This is a genomic window from Blochmannia endosymbiont of Camponotus sp. C-046 (assembly GCF_023585865.1).
In the GTDB taxonomy this organism is placed as follows: domain Bacteria; phylum Pseudomonadota; class Gammaproteobacteria; order Enterobacterales; family Enterobacteriaceae; genus Blochmanniella.
In genome coordinates this window covers 191086-208441 of sequence record NZ_CP097752.1, presented here as the reverse complement: position 1 = coordinate 208441, position 17356 = coordinate 191086, and the positions used below count along the sequence as shown (strand labels likewise).

Genomic DNA, 17356 nt, shown 5'->3' with positions numbered 1-17356 from the left:
AATTATCCTTGATTATGCGTAGTATTATATAGTACTCTCGGAAAGAATACTAGACTCTCTCTAATATACACAAGTACCTTAGATTTTACTTCTTCTTCAGATAAATGAGTAGAATCTAATATTAATGAATCAATTGCAGGAGTCAATGGCGCTAATTTTCGATTATAATCACGCTCGTCTCGTTCTTTTATTTGTGATAATAAAAACTTTAAATTAACATTAAAATTTTTTTTCCGCAATTGATGTAATCTACGACGTTTTCTTTCATCAAAAGAAGCATAAACAAAAATTTTTAATTCCGCATTAGGAAACACTACTGTCCCCATATCCCGTCCATCAGCAATAAGTCCTGGACATTGACGAAATGTACGTTGATATGCCAATAAATTTTGACGCACCTGTGGAAAAGCGGCAATCTTAGATGCATAATTTCCTATAGTTTCTGTATAAATATCTTCTTTAATTTCTTTACCATTGCATAATACAAAAAAACTATTTTTTCTATTTGTAAAACTTATCTGTATCTTTTCAGCAAGTGCTGCTACTTTTTCTTCGCGATGAATATTAATTTTATTTTTTAAAGCTACTAACGCTAATACTCGGTAAATAACCCCCGAATCTAATAGATTCCACCCAAGAATTTTTGATAATGTCCTAGACAAAGTCCCTTTTCCTGCTCCACTTGGACCATCAATAGTAATAACTGGAAATATATTGCCCACAATTTTCCTCTTGTAGCACGCAATCTTCACTATATAATAATTATTTTAATATTTAAAAATTACTCATCATAACTCTCATATATACGACTCAAATTATATATGAACACCATGACACATCAAATCCTTAATCATATACACTAATACTAGATAATTGTGTAAAAAAATCTGGAAAAGTTTTATCAATACATTTAGGATTGTTAATTATCATAGAAACGTCCGACAATGCCGTCAAAGAAAAACACATCGCTATGCGATGATCGTCGTAAGTATCAATATAAGCCGATTTTATTTTAACTGGAGGAATAATTTGTAAATAATCATACCCTTCTACGACCTCCGCTCCTATTTTACGTAATTCGGTAGCCATTGCAGCTATTCGATCGCTTTCTTTAATTCTCCAATTATAAATATTGCGTAATACTGTAGGACCGTTAATAGAAAACAATGCAACGATAGCAAGAGTCATTGCTGCATCTGGAATATCATTAACATCTAAATCAACAGCACTCAGATCAGATCCACGACTACACTCTATATAATTATCACTCCATTTAATCTTTGCTCCCATCCTTTCTAATATATTCGCAAAATAAATATCTCCTTGCTTACTGTTCCGACCGACTCCTATAACTCGAACAGTGCCTCCTCGAATAGCTGATGCTGCTAAAAAATAAGAAGCACTTGAAGCATCTCCTTCCACTAAATAATGACCAGGCGATTGATATGCCGCATTTCCTTTACAATAAAAAACACGATAATTTTCATGTTGAATATCGATTCCAAAAATTTTCATAAGAGATAAAGTCATATCAATATATGGTCTAGACACTAATACTCCATCTACTTTAATAAGAGTATCTCGAGAAGCTAACGGCGCCATCATAAGCATAGATGACAAAAATTGACTAGAAATACTCCCTTTAATAAAAATTTCGCCTCCACAATATCCTCCATGCAATCGTATAGGAGGATAGCCATTACGCTCCATATACTCAATATGTGCTCCTCCTTGTCTTAAAGCATTTACTAAATGTTCAATCGGTCTATTTTTCATACGAGGATAGCCAGTAAGCACAATATTTTGATTCTTTACAGATAAAGCTGCAATAAGAGGTCGCATAACAGTCCCAGCATTTCTTAAATACAAAATTAATTTACCGTTATTTCTTGATTGAATCAGACCTCCAACGCCATTAATTTCACAAGTTGTTCTATCATTTGAAAGACAATACGATACTCCTAAATCTCGTAAGGCGTCTAGCATACAATGTACATCATCACTATTCAACAAATTAGTCAGCTGAGTAGTGCCTATAGATTGTGCTGCTAACAATAATGCTCGGTTTGATATACTTTTAGAGCCAGGAAGATGAATGGTGCCATGTACTTTTCTTATAGGATCTAATTTGATAAAATTATTCACTTTTCACCAACTTTTTATATAAAAATATCTAATCTTTAAAAATTAATAACCTATAATATACCACTTACTATAATAATATTGTGATTGTATTTAAAAATTTAACACATAGCTACAACATAGCAATTGAATCTAATTAACAATATTTTTCAGAAAATAGTTTCATAAATCCAACTAATTTTTGCACACCTTCTAATGTCATGGCATTATATAAAGATGCTCGCATACCCCCAACTACTTTATGTCCCTTTAAACCATATAACCCGAAACATATTGATTCTTTTAAAAAAAGATCATTTAATCTATCGTCTTTTAAAAAAAAAGGAACATTCATATACGAACGATTAAGTAAACTAACATTATTATAATAAAAATTACTAGAATCAATTGTATTATATAACAGAGTCGATTTTTCTTGATTACATTTGTCAATTTCCTCTAAGCCTCCTTGTGCTTTAAACCATTTAAACATTAAACTAGCAACGTACCAAGACATAGTCACAGGCGTATTAAACATTGAACAATTATCAGATAAAACCTTATAATTTAAAATGGACGGGATTGCTCGATGAGGTTCTTTCAATAGATCTTTTCTAATAATTATTACAGTCAAACCAGATATACCAATATTTTTTTGAGCTGTAGCATAAATTATACCAAAACGGTTTACATTAATCGGGCGCGAAAATAAAGTCGAAGAACAATCTGCCACTACTATTTTATCAGAAAAGTTTGGGGTTTCATATACAGCTATTCCATCAATGGTTTCATTAGGACAATAATGAACATAAAGACTATTTTCAGAAACATCCCATTTAGATATAGACTGAATATTATGTAATCCATTTTTTTTATCGACCACATTAATCATACGCGGATCACAATATTTTTTTGCTTCTATTGCTGCATTGTATGCCCAGTACCCAGTGATTACATAATCAACTCTTGATGAAAATGTTTTTAATAAATTCATAGGAATCGCAGAAAATTGTGCACGTGCTCCACCATGACAAAATAAAACTTCATAAGTTTCTGGAATATCAAGAAGATCACGCATATCTTGTTTCGCATCTTGCATTAATTGAAAAAATTCTTTACTACGATGACTGATTTCCATTACGGACATCCCCATATTATTCCAACTATATAATTCTTCTTTAATTTGACTTAACACTTGGTGTGGCAGCATTGCTGGACCCGCGCTAAAATTAAATACTTTATTCATATAATGATCGATCATTTAAATAATTAAATTAATTAAAATAATGTTCTTCAAAATGGATTACTTATCAAAACAATAGTTAAAAGCATAAAACAATGTTTAATAACATATTACTATAGTGAAAAAATTAAGATCCTAATCAATATGTGTTATACCATTCATATAAGGATACAACGCCGAAGGAATAGCCACTCGTCCGTCTTCTAATTGATAATTTTCAAGCACCGCTGCCAACGTCCGACCTATTGCTACTCCAGAAGCATTTAAAGTATGTAACAATCTTGTTTTTCTATTCATTTTTTCTTTATAACGCGCCTTTATGCGACGCGCTTGAAAATCCCCAACATTTGAACAAGAAGAAACCTCGCAATAAGTATTATACGCTGGAAGCCATACTTCTAAATCATATGTCTTGCACGAAGAAAATCCAATATTTCCTGTACACAATAATATTTTCCTATATGGTAATTTAAGTAATTGCAATACTTGTTCTGCATGAGTTGTTATTTCTTCTAATATCTGCATAGATTTATCTGGATGTACTACTTGAACCATTTCAACTTTATCAAATTGATGCGTCCTAATCAACCCACGAGTATAGTGACCATATGATCCAGCTTCATAACGAAAACATGGGGTATGAGCGACCATCTTAATAGGTAATTCTTCTTCTTCAAGAATTACATCACGAACTAAATTTATTAGTGGCACTTCAGCAGTCGGTATTAATGTGTATGGATTAGTTTCGGATTGTAAATGTTGAATATGAAATAAATCTTCATAAAATTTTGGTAATTGACCTGCACCATACAAAGATTCTTGATTCACTAAATATGGTAGATAATATTCTTCATATCCATGACATCTAACGTGTAAATCTATCATAAATTGAGACAAAGCACGATGCAAATGCGCTATTTGTCCTTTCATTACGATAAAACGTGATCCAGTTAATTTTGCCGCATGAGAAAAATTTAAACCATCAGTTAATGCACCCAATTCTACATGATCCCGTATTGGAAAATTATATTGAACTGGCTTACCCCAACGCATAATTTCTAAATTATCTTGATCTCTAAATCCATAAGGCACTTGATCATCTGGAATATTTGGTAAAGATAGCTCATATTCTTTAATTCTATTTTGTAAAGCCTTATTTTCAATTTTAAGAGAAGTTAATTTTTTTCCTAAAATATATGCTTCTTGACATAAAAATTCTACGTTTTCTCCACGAGACTTAGCTATTCCTATAATTTTAGCCTTAGCTTTACGCTCAGTCTGTAAACTTTCAGTTTTTTTTTGTAAAATTTTTCGCAAACTTTCTTGCTGACGAAACTTATTAACATTTAGTATAAACTTTCTGCGCGCGAGCTTTTTAGCGACTAAATCAAGATTACTGCGTAACAAATTAGGATCAATCATTTCTAACCTATACTCTCATGCATCATGCATCAATTTTCACAATAATATATTTTTAAAAACTACAACAAATTTACATTATTATAAATAATAATCTATTTATATTTGCATTAATTACAATCCACAATGTCATATAATTCAGTATGCAAATATAGAATACCGCTATTTATTATGTTAAATGATGTTTCAAGTACATATATATGCTTGCCTAATACATATTCAATTTGATTCTTTAAAAATATTTAAAAATCAATGAGTGTATTTAAGATGCATGTGTACAAATCACTACGCAGTAACACTATATAGCATTTTTAATTCTTTTAACAAACACAATACCTCTTTTCGTATATCAACATGCCTACATAATAAAATGAAATAACTTGAAAACAATTTAAATGACTTCACTCTTCTTTAATAAGAGCACGAAATATATAACATATATATCCACAATAGTACTCCCTGTTGCCCTTCAGTAACACAAAACGTACTCTTGTGTAATATTTTTATAACATAAAAACTGTTGTGCATGCGCACAACAGTTGGATAATCAAATACAGCGCATTACTAAAGAATGTCAAACTGTAATATTTTTTTAAATTTCTTTTATTATATAGATATCATGATATACGTCAAACTCCCAACAATATATCAACAAAAATTAACTCAACACGATTTATATAATTTTATGTGTATATGCATGCATATCAAATATAATAATTTCCTTGTGTATTTAACTCAATATCCAATTAATTATCTAATAAACATTATTTTCTTTGATCGTCTAATTGAATATCTTCTGAAGGAATGAAATCAAACTTACTTATATCAATACTATTATTACTCTTTTTATTTAATAAATAATAATCTACACGTTGTCCTTTTTCTTCGAAAATACTAAATCTCTCAATTGAGCCACAAGCAGTGATCTCAATTCTACATTCTTTTAAATCAAAATTATTACCCACTGGTATTAAAGAAAAAAAATCTCCTTGTTGAGATACAACATATTCATTCCATGAATATACATTATCACTAAAAAACAACATAAAAAAAATATTATCAGAAAAGTCGTGTAACCAATACGCAGTCGCTTGTTTGATAGAAGGAATATAAAACCAAAGTGTTTTCCCATCAGATATTAAAAAATTTTCTTCAGGAGATATCATATGCCAATTAAATAAATTAGGACGTTTTACCCATAATTCCCCGTGAGATTCTAATATCGTATTGTTATCAGAATTAACAACTTTTTGAACAAAATGTACATAAAAATTACTTATTTTTTTAAGGCGATTTTGTAATATAAAAACAGATGTATCATCAGCTACTGCTGTAATAATTATCATTATAACGCTTAAAAATCCAGCATATATTATCTGTTTCATCATTCTTAGTTAATTATCTCTATAATCGTTAAAATATTGTTAAAATAAATAATTAACTTTAAATATCCGGCTATGCACATCTTCATGTTCACCATAATAATTTTTAATGACTCATAAAGAATCATACGCTAATCATTTTATTTTTCCAAAAATTAGTTACTGCATGTATTTCTTGGTCTTCTATGAATGCTCCATGCACCCGAGTAGATATGGAAGAATTAGGTCCTAAATATAACATATCGCCCATACCTAATAAAGATTCCGCTCCAGATTGATCCAGAATAGTACGAGAATCTATCTTACTCGATACAGTAAAAGCTATACGCGATGGAATATTTGCTTTAATTACTCCAGTAATTACATTAACTGACGGTCTCTGAGTTGCTAATATTACATGAATCCCAGCAGCGCGGGCCTTTTGTGTTAAACGAATAACCAATTCTTCCACTTTTTTTGTTGTGGTCATCATCAAATCTGAAAATTCATCTACAATAATTACAATATAAGGTAATTTTTTTAATTTATCAGAATAAGATACAATCTTATCGTTCATGTATTTACCGATAATATTATTTGTTACACATTTGTTAGAATAAAATTGGGTGACATGGTTGTTATAATTTTCTAAATTTCGAACGCCAAGTATAGCCATCAGTTTATAACGACGCTCCATCTCCTTTATACACCATTGTAATACTTCATAAACTTCTTGTGTATTAGTAATAATTTTTTTTAAAAGATGAGGAATACCTGAATATACTGATAATTCTAAAATTTTAGGATCAATCATAATAAAACGTACTTCTTCGGGCGTAGCCTTATATAAAAGACCAATAATCATAGCATTAATCCCCACAGATTTACCTGAACCAGTAGTTCCCGCAATTAATAAATGGGGCATAGATTTAAGATCTACAACTAACGGTTTTCCAGATATATCTTTTCCTAAAACTAACGCCAATGGAGTACTGATATTTCTGAACTGTTCTGAACTGATTATGTCTCCCAAATATACTGTTTTTCGTTTTTTATTAGGAATTTCTAATCCAATATATGGAGTACCAGGAATTATATCCACTACTTTAACAGAATTTGTGTATAAAACACGAGCTAAATCACGCGATAAATTAGAAATTCTTGACGATTTTATACCTGGTGACAAACTCAATTCAAATCGAGTAATGACCGGTCCAGGAACAATATTAACCACCTTTGCTGTAATGTGATATTCTAGTAATTTCGATTCTAGTAATTGAGCATGTTCTTTTAACTCCAAGAAATCTATCATTGTTTTTTCTGAAGAAGATGTAGTCAATAAATTTATATCTGGAAAAGTAACACTAGTTTTGTCATAAAAAAAATCATAATGATGTCTTATAGGCATATTTTTATCTTTAAAAAAAGGCACATTTCGTTTTATGCTCTTGTTAATAACAATGGGAATTTTTTGATCAATATTATTTCTATCAGTACATATTACATTTAAATCTTGTGTCCATGACGCATTATGTTTTTGTTCTCTTTTATCAAAACGATACATATCGTTATTACTACAAATTTTTTCGTCATATTTATTAATGTTTACAGAACATTTTTCTTCTTTATAACTAACATTAGTCACATTTTTTTTTTGATAATCATCATAACCTGATTGTCTTATGAATAATTTGAAGTGGGATACTAAGTACTCAATACAATTGAGACCTTGACGAAATATCTTGATCTCTGAAATACATTTCATTTTCAGAGAATTATTTCTTAAGGTAGGGCTACATTGTTTAGTAGATTTGATAATATTTTTAGATATATCAGGGACGATGTGTATGTTTAATAAATCATTTCTTGAAATTTTTAAAAAATTAAGATCCTGTGGAAAAGAAACCAATGGATACATAAATCGCTGAGTGCATGATTTTCGATGAATAAATCGATATCTATATTTTTTGTAACAAAAAAATAATGTACTTAAATAGGATAAATAATTACATAATTGATTCTTGATAGTTTTCAACACCATCCAAAAAAAACTATTAAAAAACACTATAATATCAATAATCCCAATCAAAAAAAACAAAATTATACTGATATGATGAGTTATTTGTGTATACGATGAAATAAAATGGTACGATATACTTCCTAGCATACCACCAGAAGAAAAATAAAAAAAATCATCCATCATTATATGGGCTAATCCACAGCATGCGAATAATAGTATTAATATACCTATTAATTTAAATATAAAAATAAGAATAGTAATACGCATACCCTGTACACAAATCCTCCAAAGATAAAAAAATATAAACAACGGAATTATATAAACTGGAATACCAAAAGTAAAAAACAAGAAATCAGAAATTTTCGCTCCAAACATACCTCCCAAGTTATGAATAGATCCATGCCACATGGTCTGTAACCATCCAGGATCTGCAGGATTAAAACTAATTAATGCGACAATTAAATATAATAAAGTTATGCTTATACCAATGAATATAAAATTAATCACTAAAAATATCTCTTACTTCACTTAAGGATTAATAAAAATTTTATTAAATAGTTATTTTATTTATTTCAAGTATTGCGTTTAATTTTTAAATACTAATACTGTTAATTGATATGAATAATTATTCACAATACAATTGTGACATATATTCAATATACATAACATGTGAATGTGCATATACTAATTTACAAAACCATAATAATATGATATTTCAAATATATTATCTCAATACTATATATGTATCTTTAACAAAGATCGCATTCTAATACAGTTTAGAACACTTTTAATCTTCTACAAAGCGCGATTGATGCATATTGCAAATATATCTCGTAAATACATTCAATTTTTTATGTGAGTTAGTGTTAATTACAGTATTATATATTACAAGTGATAGACTTATAGTATTCACTATAATCCTTAAAAAAATATTCATGCTTACCTCAAATGATTGAGATAACATACAAGGAGATACAATCATCATGACAATAAAAAAACATTGCAAGCTACTCATATTAGGAACAGGCCCCGCTGGATATACTGCAGCTATTTATGCGGCACGAGCTAATTTAAATCCTGTATTAGTTACTGGGTTAGAAATAGGAGGACAACTGAACACCACTACAGATATAGAAAATTGGCCTGGAGATCCAAAAAATCTCACTGGACCTATGCTAATGAATCGTATGCATGCACACGCTACTTGTTTACATACAGAAATTGTTTCTGATCACATCTTGAAAGTAAATTTCAAACAATACCCGTTCCATTTATATGGTAATACATACGAATATATGTGTGACGCTTTAATCATAAGTACAGGAGGATATGCTCGCACTCTTGGCATACTTTCTGAAGAAAAATATAAAGGAAAGGGAGTATCTTCATGTGCTACTTGTGATGGATTTTTTTTTAATAAACAAATTGTTGCAGTTGTTGGGGGCGGCAATACAGCAGTAGAGGAAAGTTTATATTTATCTAATATTGCTTCGAAGGTTCATCTTATTCACCGTCGTTCCAAATTTAGCGCAGAAAAAATATTAATCAATAGACTCATGAATAAAGTAGAAAACGGAAATATTGTTTTACATACTCATCATATTGTTAAAGAAATTTTAGGTAATGGTACAGAAGTTACCGGTTTATGTGTAACAGACTTAACACAAGATAAGGAACACATAATCAATCTTCAAGGTATATTTATCGCTATTGGATATAATCCAAATACTTCTATATTCAATGATCAACTTGTATTAAACAATGGATATATTTGCGTACAATCCGGTATGAATGGCAACGTAACAGCTACTTCTGTTCCAGGCATATTTGCAGCAGGAGACGTTATAGATCACAGCTATCGTCAAGCAATTACTGCAGCTGGATCAGGCTGTATGGCTGCAATAGACGCTGAACATTACTTATCTGCTATCTATTTTAATACAACAAACAAATAAAAGCACATTCTAATAATTATTTATTAATTTATAAATAAAATTTGTAATTATCTATATTTATAAAATACAAAAATCCACATTAATATTTAACAAATATAACTAATACCTGCATGCTACTTAATATACACAGTAACAACGTTTAAATAAATATATAAATTTGACTATACAATATATATATAAGTATATTGTAACTTGAATATATGCAATACAACATAAAAATAAGATTCGTACTTTAAAACAAAAATACACACATCTAAAAATAAACACAATAAATAACTAACTTTTAACAATATAGACCCTATTATGCTCTATTATAGTTGTTTGTTATTTATAACTATATTTGAAAAATAAACTCCTGAATTTATTAAATTTAAATATTTAAATTATCGTATGCACGATAATCAACACTTGATTATATTTTAATCTTATGAGAGAATTTTAGACCAATTTTTAATTTTTTAGAGATCATAATGACAAAAGAAGATAATTTCGAAATGCACGGTATCATATTAGATACCTTACCTAATACGATGTTTCGTGTAAAATTAGAAAATGGACACGTCATTATAGCACATATTTCTGGTAAAATTAGAAAAAACTATATTCGAATATTAACAGGAGATAAAGTAACTGTTGAACTAACACCATACGATTTAAGTAAAGGAAGAATTATTTTTCGTAGTCGATAATAAAAAGCTCCACAATATAGTTTCAAACTTTTATATATATATGCACCTTACAAAGGAATTACGGATACTAATCTGTATATCTTGATTTATTACACTATTTTTTATCTTTCATTGTTTATAATTCCATCCCTAATTTAATCCACCAAGTGCGCCCTGGTTCATAAATCAAAGTACCATCAGAATATCCAAATCGTTTATGGACACACGAATTCAGATATTCTCTATAATTATGATTTAATAAATTATCTACACCGACACTAAATTTATAAAACTGAGAACCTTTCCATGTCAAATGCATGGATAATATTCCAAATCCTGAAGCAGGATGACAATCTACACCCGTATAAGACAACATATTTTTAGGAACAACAGACTTCGATTTCGACAGCATCAACGAATTATTAACAGATTGTGCTAATGCCAACCTCCATTTTGCAGCTATACTACAACTCCCTTGTATCCATTGACATATAATCCTACCTTCTAATGGAGGATTTCTAAATAAAATACAGCCATCATCAATATTCATACCCCAAGCCCACGATATATTTGTTTCAGTGCGCCAATGATCATTAAATTGATAATTCAATCCGGCTTCAGTACCACATATTTTAGCATAGATGTTTTCCGCGTAATTAATACTACTATCTCGCATAGTATCATCATTAGGATGATTACATAAAATAAAATCTTTAACATATCCAGCATAAGATGATATCCATCCATTCATTTGTAGATATTGAAAACACGTTCCTATGTCTATTTGAACAGCTTTTTCAGGTTTTAATTGAAAAATATCGTCTATATTAATGTCGTTACCGGATTTAGTATAAAACAATTCCCAAAAATCAGGAAAACGCAAACTCGTTCCTACACCAACATAATACGACAACAACGGACTAATCTCATCCTCATAACGTATAAACCCAGAAGGATATACCATACCGTTTCGCTTATATTTAGAACAATTATTAAAATTAATTACACTGTATTCTAGTCGCGTACCTCCAATCAATCTCCTGTTTGATAATGAATTCACAGTCAATTCAGTAAATATACCAGCATCTCTAGAGAGAATATCCGATTTCCAATCAGAATCATATTCCAAATATGCTCTATGTGTATTAATTTGAACATCTGCACCACTACAACATTTGATGTTGTCCCACTGAGATACAGCAATACCTCGTACACCCCATATTAAACGATCAACATTATTATTAACATTGCCATTAAACCCGCAACATTTTTTGGTAGTGGACAATCCTGTACTATGAGATACAGTATCAGCCATAATATGGCTAACATAATTACGCCAAGCTTGCAATTCAATTTTATCCAACACTTTACTGATATCTGTGGTTTCCATTTTCAGTCCATAACTTTCTCTAGCAAAACATAATCCATCCATGGGTCGAGCAGCATAATTTGCAGCGCCATTTCCTTGTCCCAAACTAACTTCTAGATATGTATCTGTACTTAGATTACATGATAAAATCGCATCAGCGTTCCATTTATACCACGCAGAATGTACCTGCCCTTTATTGCCATCATGATAATCGTCTGAACGAGAAATATTGCCTATTAATCTAATATAGCCATGTTTATTCCCCATAATACTATCTATATTTTTATCTATTTTATTATTTGCACCGATTGTTATATTACTTCGCAATTGAATTTTTGGCTTATCAAAACGAGGGTGATATCGTTCAAATTGTAATGTACCCGCAGATGTTGCAGGGCCCCATAGTACTGTCTGCGGACCTTTAATAATATTCAAAATATCAAAAGTCTCTGGAAAAATATAAGCACTAACAGGATCCATATGAGAAAAACACGCACCAAGTATTTCCCCACTATCCATTAAAATGCGTATTCGAGATCCAAACATTCCCCTAAACACTGGTTCATTATTTACTCCTCCATTACGAATCACAGAAAATCCCGCAATACTTTTCAAATAATCAGAAGCATCCACTACATACAACGATTGCAAAGATATTGAAGGAGAATCGCTAACAATCAGTGGAGAATTTTTTGGTAAAATAATAGTTATGACATCATCATTCATTTTTTCTTGAAATAATATGGGTAATTTTTGTATACCACTAGATATTGATATCGAAGTATCTTGAGGTTTATGCATAACGGATACATTATTTGAATAAGCTTGAGAACCATTAAAAATAAATATGATTACTACAAAACATACCAAAGATGACATCACATGGATTAACTGTTTAAAAGTATAAAAAAGTTTTCCATATACCATATATATTCTCGTAACTATTACATACTTCTTACAAAATTAAACAATCATCCACACAATATATATTAAAAACTCAATTTCTTCTAATATAAAATTAGATAAATCAACAATATCAACAATCTCAATTGAAAACCGATCATTGCTAATTACACGTGAAATATTTATACTCTTTACAAATATCATAATCCTTAAAAAAATTACAACCTACGCGATATTAAACTTTTTAAATATTATATTAACACTGATACAACTAAAATAGTTACTATACTGCATACTCAAACTACAGTTTCATCAACATAATTTATTTAATTTATTAAAAGAACTAACTAAACAAATCAATTATTAAAATAATATTCATTTTCCTAACACATATTTTAATAAACTAGATTTTTATAAAATATTGTTATACTATCAATAAATAAACTGTAAATACATCTGCAATCTAAGCAACATAAATTACAATCATGTTAATGCATTTTCATGATGAAATATTTTTTATAGTATTTATTATATATTTTAGTCAAAAAAAATTATATTATTTGAACCTTATTTAAACAATGGTGTAAATGTTGATTCACCCATGCACAGTTCATATAGAGTAATTAAATGAAATATGTCATTCAATCAACTATAATATTTGATACTACAGAATATACTCTGACATTATTAACTGATTCCAGAACATCAGTAAAAATGTCTAATTCTGCTGGAAGGGTATTAGAAGAACTGATTAAACACCGCAATATTGATATTTGCGCACCAGTCACTCGAGAACACTTATTTTCAACCGTTTGGAGATCTTATGGACTTGAACCATCTAACGGAAACTTAAATCAACAAATTAGTTTAATACGAAAAACTTTCACTTCTTTCGGATTAGATTCTTCATCCATCATAACTATTCCCAAACGAGGACTAAAGCTAAACAATCAATTGATCATAGAAAAAATACACGAAGATCGCCCATATGTGTCTCCTCTCCCATATAAAACCACAGATCAAAACAATAATTCATTATCATCTTCTATTTTGCTAAATATAAAAGCTCATATAAAATATATGATTACTCTGACGATAATGGTCGCAATATTAATTAGTATTGGTTTCGTATATTTATATACTAAAAAAGATCATATTAAATTATATTGTTGTAAAGAAATAAACTCATGCAATATTTGTACTTTTCATTCAGAATTGGGATTTGAATGTAACGACTGCACTACGCAGTGCACTGAAATTACATAGAATAGTCAAATAGCTTATTTAATTAAAACTCATATCGCATTACATCTTGATAGATACTCTAAACGTGTTAATTATCATTTAATAATTACCAGTAACATATTAACAATATGTATACATTTCTTTATATATTCCTTCAATCTATAACTTACTTCTTTAATTAAAGCAACTATTTATAAATTTAATCAAATAAATTAACCAAATTAAAAGCACCTTCTTTTTTTACTACAATTTAACGAACATTATGATATATCTATTAATCTATTTGTTTAACACACAATGTCATATTGTCAACAACGTTCACTATATTACTCATCATTGTTTAATCTTTACTAAAAAATTACATTATAAACAATAATAATCACAAAAATTAAAAAAATTATTGTTTTCTAATTCATTGTCTGATAAAATAATACAAATAAAAATCATATTATATCTAAATCATGCAGATAAACTGATATGCGTACTGTGCACAACAATAATTAAATGCATATCATCAGATATATATAAATATCTATATTATCCATCAAAATTTTATACATAGATTATGCGCTAAATAAAATGCTTGTTAATCGTTTAGTTTTAAAAAGTATTTTTTTTATATTTATAATATCGTTATAAACACCTTAACTTAATTAGAACAACAATTCATTATCGTCCAAAAGTCTATCGACATCTATATTCATTCATTTCGATACCGACTAAAACTAAATATATCCATTTACTTATTTAAATTATAAATATCCAACTTAATTGAATAAATTATTCCAATAATATGTTTCGTCAAAAATCACAATTATCATTGACATACATCTCACAAAACTTATCAAAAATAAAATTTTTAGTATAAATCACTTACTATTATCATTAATTTTTTGCAACATAAATAGAATTAACTTTAGACAAATAACGTTGTGCTTGTTTAGATGGATGATGAGACTGTATATATTGGTAAAATTGTTCCGGATCAAGTTTGTTTATTTTTTCAATAGCACAATTACGATCAATAGAAAATGTTTTCAACAACGCACCTAACCCATTCACATAAGCGACAATTATAGCGTAACGTCTAGTTTTTGCATCAATAATTCCTTCCAATTGTTTTTGCAATATAGATAAATAAGCAGTGCCGAGATCAATATTAATAGCAGCATTTTTCAATTCATGAACACTAGGCTCTCCTCTCCACCCTTTTAAACGATAAGCATCTCTTCCTGCAGTATCCGCTTTAAGTTGCATTAATCCAACAGCATTAGATTTACTGATCACGGTCGGATTATAATTAGATTCTACTTGAATAATAGCTTTCACTAAAGACGCATCTACTCCATAACTCATAGCACAATAATGAATATAATCATTATACATAGATGGTGTCATACGTTTAGGAAGATAAATTGCATTGTATTTTGAATTAGTATATAATGTCCATGTAGCATTTTTTTCAATATTTTTTTGAGCACAAGTTGTGAATAGAAAAATTACAACTAAATATATTATACATATCTTCATAATTTCATGATTTTATAATCAAAATATAAACTTTTTCATAAAATCATTATATAAAAGTGATGTTTTCATATTTTAAAAATTAGTTTTCCATAAAATTAACAATTAAAATATGTAGGAACATTTATTTATATATATACATTTATATATAAATACATCATGATTCATGTTACCTTTTTATCATGTAAATAATTATATTTAAAGTATATACTAAAAATATCAAAACATTGATGATTTTACATATAACAAAATATTTTGTTGAATAAATAACAATAACATAAGTTTCATACGTTTATTTTATTCAAACGAAATAATAACCTCTTAAATAAATTTAAACAAAAAATTATTAAAATAAAAACCCAAATAAAAACATCTATAACACCATTGTAGGTTACAAAATGATTTATAATACAGAATATTTAAACTTATTGCTTCTTATATATATCTATGTAAAGTAAATAGATAATCATCTATTGAAGCGCTCAGAAAATTGAAAAAACGCTAACAATGTTTCATTGCTGACATGATGTTCCATTCCTTCTGCATCTCTTTGCGCAATTTTCTTGTTAACACCTAAATCTATTAAAAAAGTTTTTACAATTTTATGTCGTATATGATTTTCATTAGCCAATTGTCTCCCTTGCTCTGTCAACGACACTCCACAATAACGTTTTTGCTTAATCAAAGAGGAAGCAAGTAACTTTTTTAACATTTTCGCTACTGTTGGTTGCCTTACTCCAAGTCTTAATGCTAAATCTACTTGACGAGCTTCCCCACGCTCTTGAATTAAATCTGCAATTAATTCAATATAATCATCAATACGCTCACGTCGATGTGCTGCTCGAACCTGGATAAATCCTTGTAAATTATCTGTTTTTTTTATAAAACATGCTAAATTATTGGACAATATTTCTATATTATTTTTAGTCATAAAAAAATCTCATTCTACATAATTACAAATCAACAATACTTTCTTATCGATTACACAAGGAGATATTGTGTTTTAATGAATAACATCGTTATATACTTGTTTGTATATATAAATATAACAATTAAGAATCTACATTCTATGCTCACATATCAGTAAATACTGATATATCAACTAATGTATATAAATAAAAAAAATAACAAATATTACATTTATACTAATAAAAAAATAGAAATAAATTAAATGTATTGCTCTAATACTGACTCATTAAATAAAAAACAACTATCTACAATATTTAGATTCACTTCTTTAATTATATCTTTCAAAGATTAATCACATAAAAAATATCTTGATCTATCATGATTTATCCATATATTGAATGTATTATGGCGATAATCACAACATGTTTGGATAAAATAATAATTGATTGATAGCATATTGACTAAAACACATATAATATATTTTATGTTACTTTAAATGACGATGATATCATTGGATATATTATATCATTTATATTTATAGCTTAAACAAATATCTTTTGATTACGGTATTCTATATGAATCAAAAGATATTTGTTTTTCCAAAATACATATTTTA

Annotated in this window: 11 protein-coding genes and 2 pseudogenes; 3 read left to right on the top strand and 10 right to left on the bottom strand. The window is 28.7% G+C overall.

Annotation, left to right across the window (positions count from 1 at the left end):
- Nucleotides 1–2: 2 nt before the first annotated feature.
- The 7 genes and pseudogenes from cmk to M9409_RS03325 form a co-directional block, all read right to left on the bottom strand.
- Nucleotides 3–725, bottom strand: a complete 723-nt coding sequence (gene cmk / locus M9409_RS00845; RefSeq protein WP_250227230.1) for a (d)CMP kinase — start codon at nt 723–725, stop codon at nt 3–5.
- A 121-nt stretch (nt 726–846) separates the two neighbouring features.
- A complete protein-coding gene (aroA, locus tag M9409_RS00840; RefSeq protein WP_250227064.1) occupies nt 847–2145 on the bottom strand; it encodes a 3-phosphoshikimate 1-carboxyvinyltransferase in 1299 nt (432 codons plus the stop codon).
- Nucleotides 2146–2278: 133 nt separating this feature from the next.
- Nucleotides 2279–3367 carry a 3-phosphoserine/phosphohydroxythreonine transaminase gene (serC, locus tag M9409_RS00835; RefSeq protein WP_250227063.1) on the bottom strand — a complete coding sequence of 363 codons (1089 nt, stop codon included), beginning with the start codon at nt 3365–3367 and terminating at the stop codon, nt 2279–2281.
- Nucleotides 3368–3499: 132 nt separating this feature from the next.
- On the bottom strand, nt 3500–4786 hold the full coding sequence (gene serS, locus M9409_RS00830) for a serine--tRNA ligase (protein ID WP_250227062.1): 1287 nt from the start codon (nt 4784–4786) through the stop codon (nt 3500–3502).
- Nucleotides 4787–5547: 761 nt separating this feature from the next.
- Nucleotides 5548–6171, bottom strand: a complete 624-nt coding sequence (gene lolA, locus M9409_RS00825; protein WP_250227061.1) for an outer membrane lipoprotein periplasmic chaperone LolA — start codon at nt 6169–6171, stop codon at nt 5548–5550.
- Between the two features lie 139 nt (nt 6172–6310).
- Nucleotides 6311–7516: pseudogene (locus tag M9409_RS03330) on the bottom strand (DNA translocase FtsK); the annotation flags it as partial.
- A 762-nt stretch (nt 7517–8278) separates the two neighbouring features.
- Nucleotides 8279–8671, bottom strand: a pseudogene (locus tag M9409_RS03325) (DNA translocase FtsK 4TM domain-containing protein); the annotation flags it as partial.
- Nucleotides 8672–9147: 476 nt separating this feature from the next.
- On the opposite strand from M9409_RS03325, the gene trxB reads away from it, so the two are divergent.
- Both trxB and infA read left to right on the top strand, forming a co-directional pair.
- Complete coding sequence (gene trxB, locus M9409_RS00815; protein ID WP_250227059.1) at nt 9148–10119, top strand: thioredoxin-disulfide reductase; 972 nt, start codon at nt 9148–9150, stop codon at nt 10117–10119.
- Between the two features lie 470 nt (nt 10120–10589).
- Nucleotides 10590–10808: a translation initiation factor IF-1 gene (gene infA, locus M9409_RS00810; protein WP_250227058.1), complete on the top strand. Its 219-nt coding sequence runs from the start codon at nt 10590–10592 to the stop codon at nt 10806–10808.
- Between the two features lie 115 nt (nt 10809–10923).
- On the opposite strand, the gene M9409_RS00805 is transcribed toward infA, so the two are convergent.
- On the bottom strand, nt 10924–13035 hold the full coding sequence (locus tag M9409_RS00805) for a TonB-dependent copper receptor (RefSeq protein WP_250227057.1): 2112 nt from the start codon (nt 13033–13035) through the stop codon (nt 10924–10926).
- A 651-nt stretch (nt 13036–13686) separates the two neighbouring features.
- Between M9409_RS00805 and M9409_RS00800 the strand changes: the two genes are divergently transcribed.
- Nucleotides 13687–14325, top strand: a complete 639-nt coding sequence (locus tag M9409_RS00800; RefSeq protein ID WP_250227056.1) for a winged helix-turn-helix domain-containing protein — start codon at nt 13687–13689, stop codon at nt 14323–14325.
- A gap of 864 nt (nt 14326–15189) precedes the next feature.
- Here the strand turns inward: M9409_RS00800 and M9409_RS00795 are convergent.
- On the bottom strand, nt 15190–15834 hold the full coding sequence (locus M9409_RS00795) for a transglycosylase SLT domain-containing protein (protein ID WP_250227055.1): 645 nt from the start codon (nt 15832–15834) through the stop codon (nt 15190–15192).
- A gap of 463 nt (nt 15835–16297) precedes the next feature.
- On the bottom strand, nt 16298–16762 hold the full coding sequence (gene mntR, locus M9409_RS00790; protein ID WP_250227054.1) for a manganese-binding transcriptional regulator MntR: 465 nt from the start codon (nt 16760–16762) through the stop codon (nt 16298–16300).
- Nucleotides 16763–17356 lie beyond the last annotated feature (594 nt).

What these genes read in the sequence shown, in the direction of transcription:
- M9409_RS00800 (WP_250227056.1), top strand. Translation starts at nt 13,687, where the DNA reads ATGAAATATGTCATTCAATCAACTATAATATTTGATACTACAGAATAT.
- trxB (WP_250227059.1), top strand. Translation starts at nt 9,148, where the DNA reads ATGACAATAAAAAAACATTGCAAGCTACTCATATTAGGAACAGGCCCC.
- M9409_RS00795 (WP_250227055.1), bottom strand. Translation starts at nt 15,834, where the DNA reads ATGAAGATATGTATAATATATTTAGTTGTAATTTTTCTATTCACAACT.
- lolA (WP_250227061.1), bottom strand. Translation starts at nt 6,171, where the DNA reads ATGATGAAACAGATAATATATGCTGGATTTTTAAGCGTTATAATGATA.
- serC (WP_250227063.1), bottom strand. Translation starts at nt 3,367, where the DNA reads ATGAATAAAGTATTTAATTTTAGCGCGGGTCCAGCAATGCTGCCACAC.
- serS (WP_250227062.1), bottom strand. Translation starts at nt 4,786, where the DNA reads ATGATTGATCCTAATTTGTTACGCAGTAATCTTGATTTAGTCGCTAAA.
- mntR (WP_250227054.1), bottom strand. Translation starts at nt 16,762, where the DNA reads ATGACTAAAAATAATATAGAAATATTGTCCAATAATTTAGCATGTTTT.
- infA (WP_250227058.1), top strand. Translation starts at nt 10,590, where the DNA reads ATGACAAAAGAAGATAATTTCGAAATGCACGGTATCATATTAGATACC.
- M9409_RS00805 (WP_250227057.1), bottom strand. Translation starts at nt 13,035, where the DNA reads ATGTCATCTTTGGTATGTTTTGTAGTAATCATATTTATTTTTAATGGT.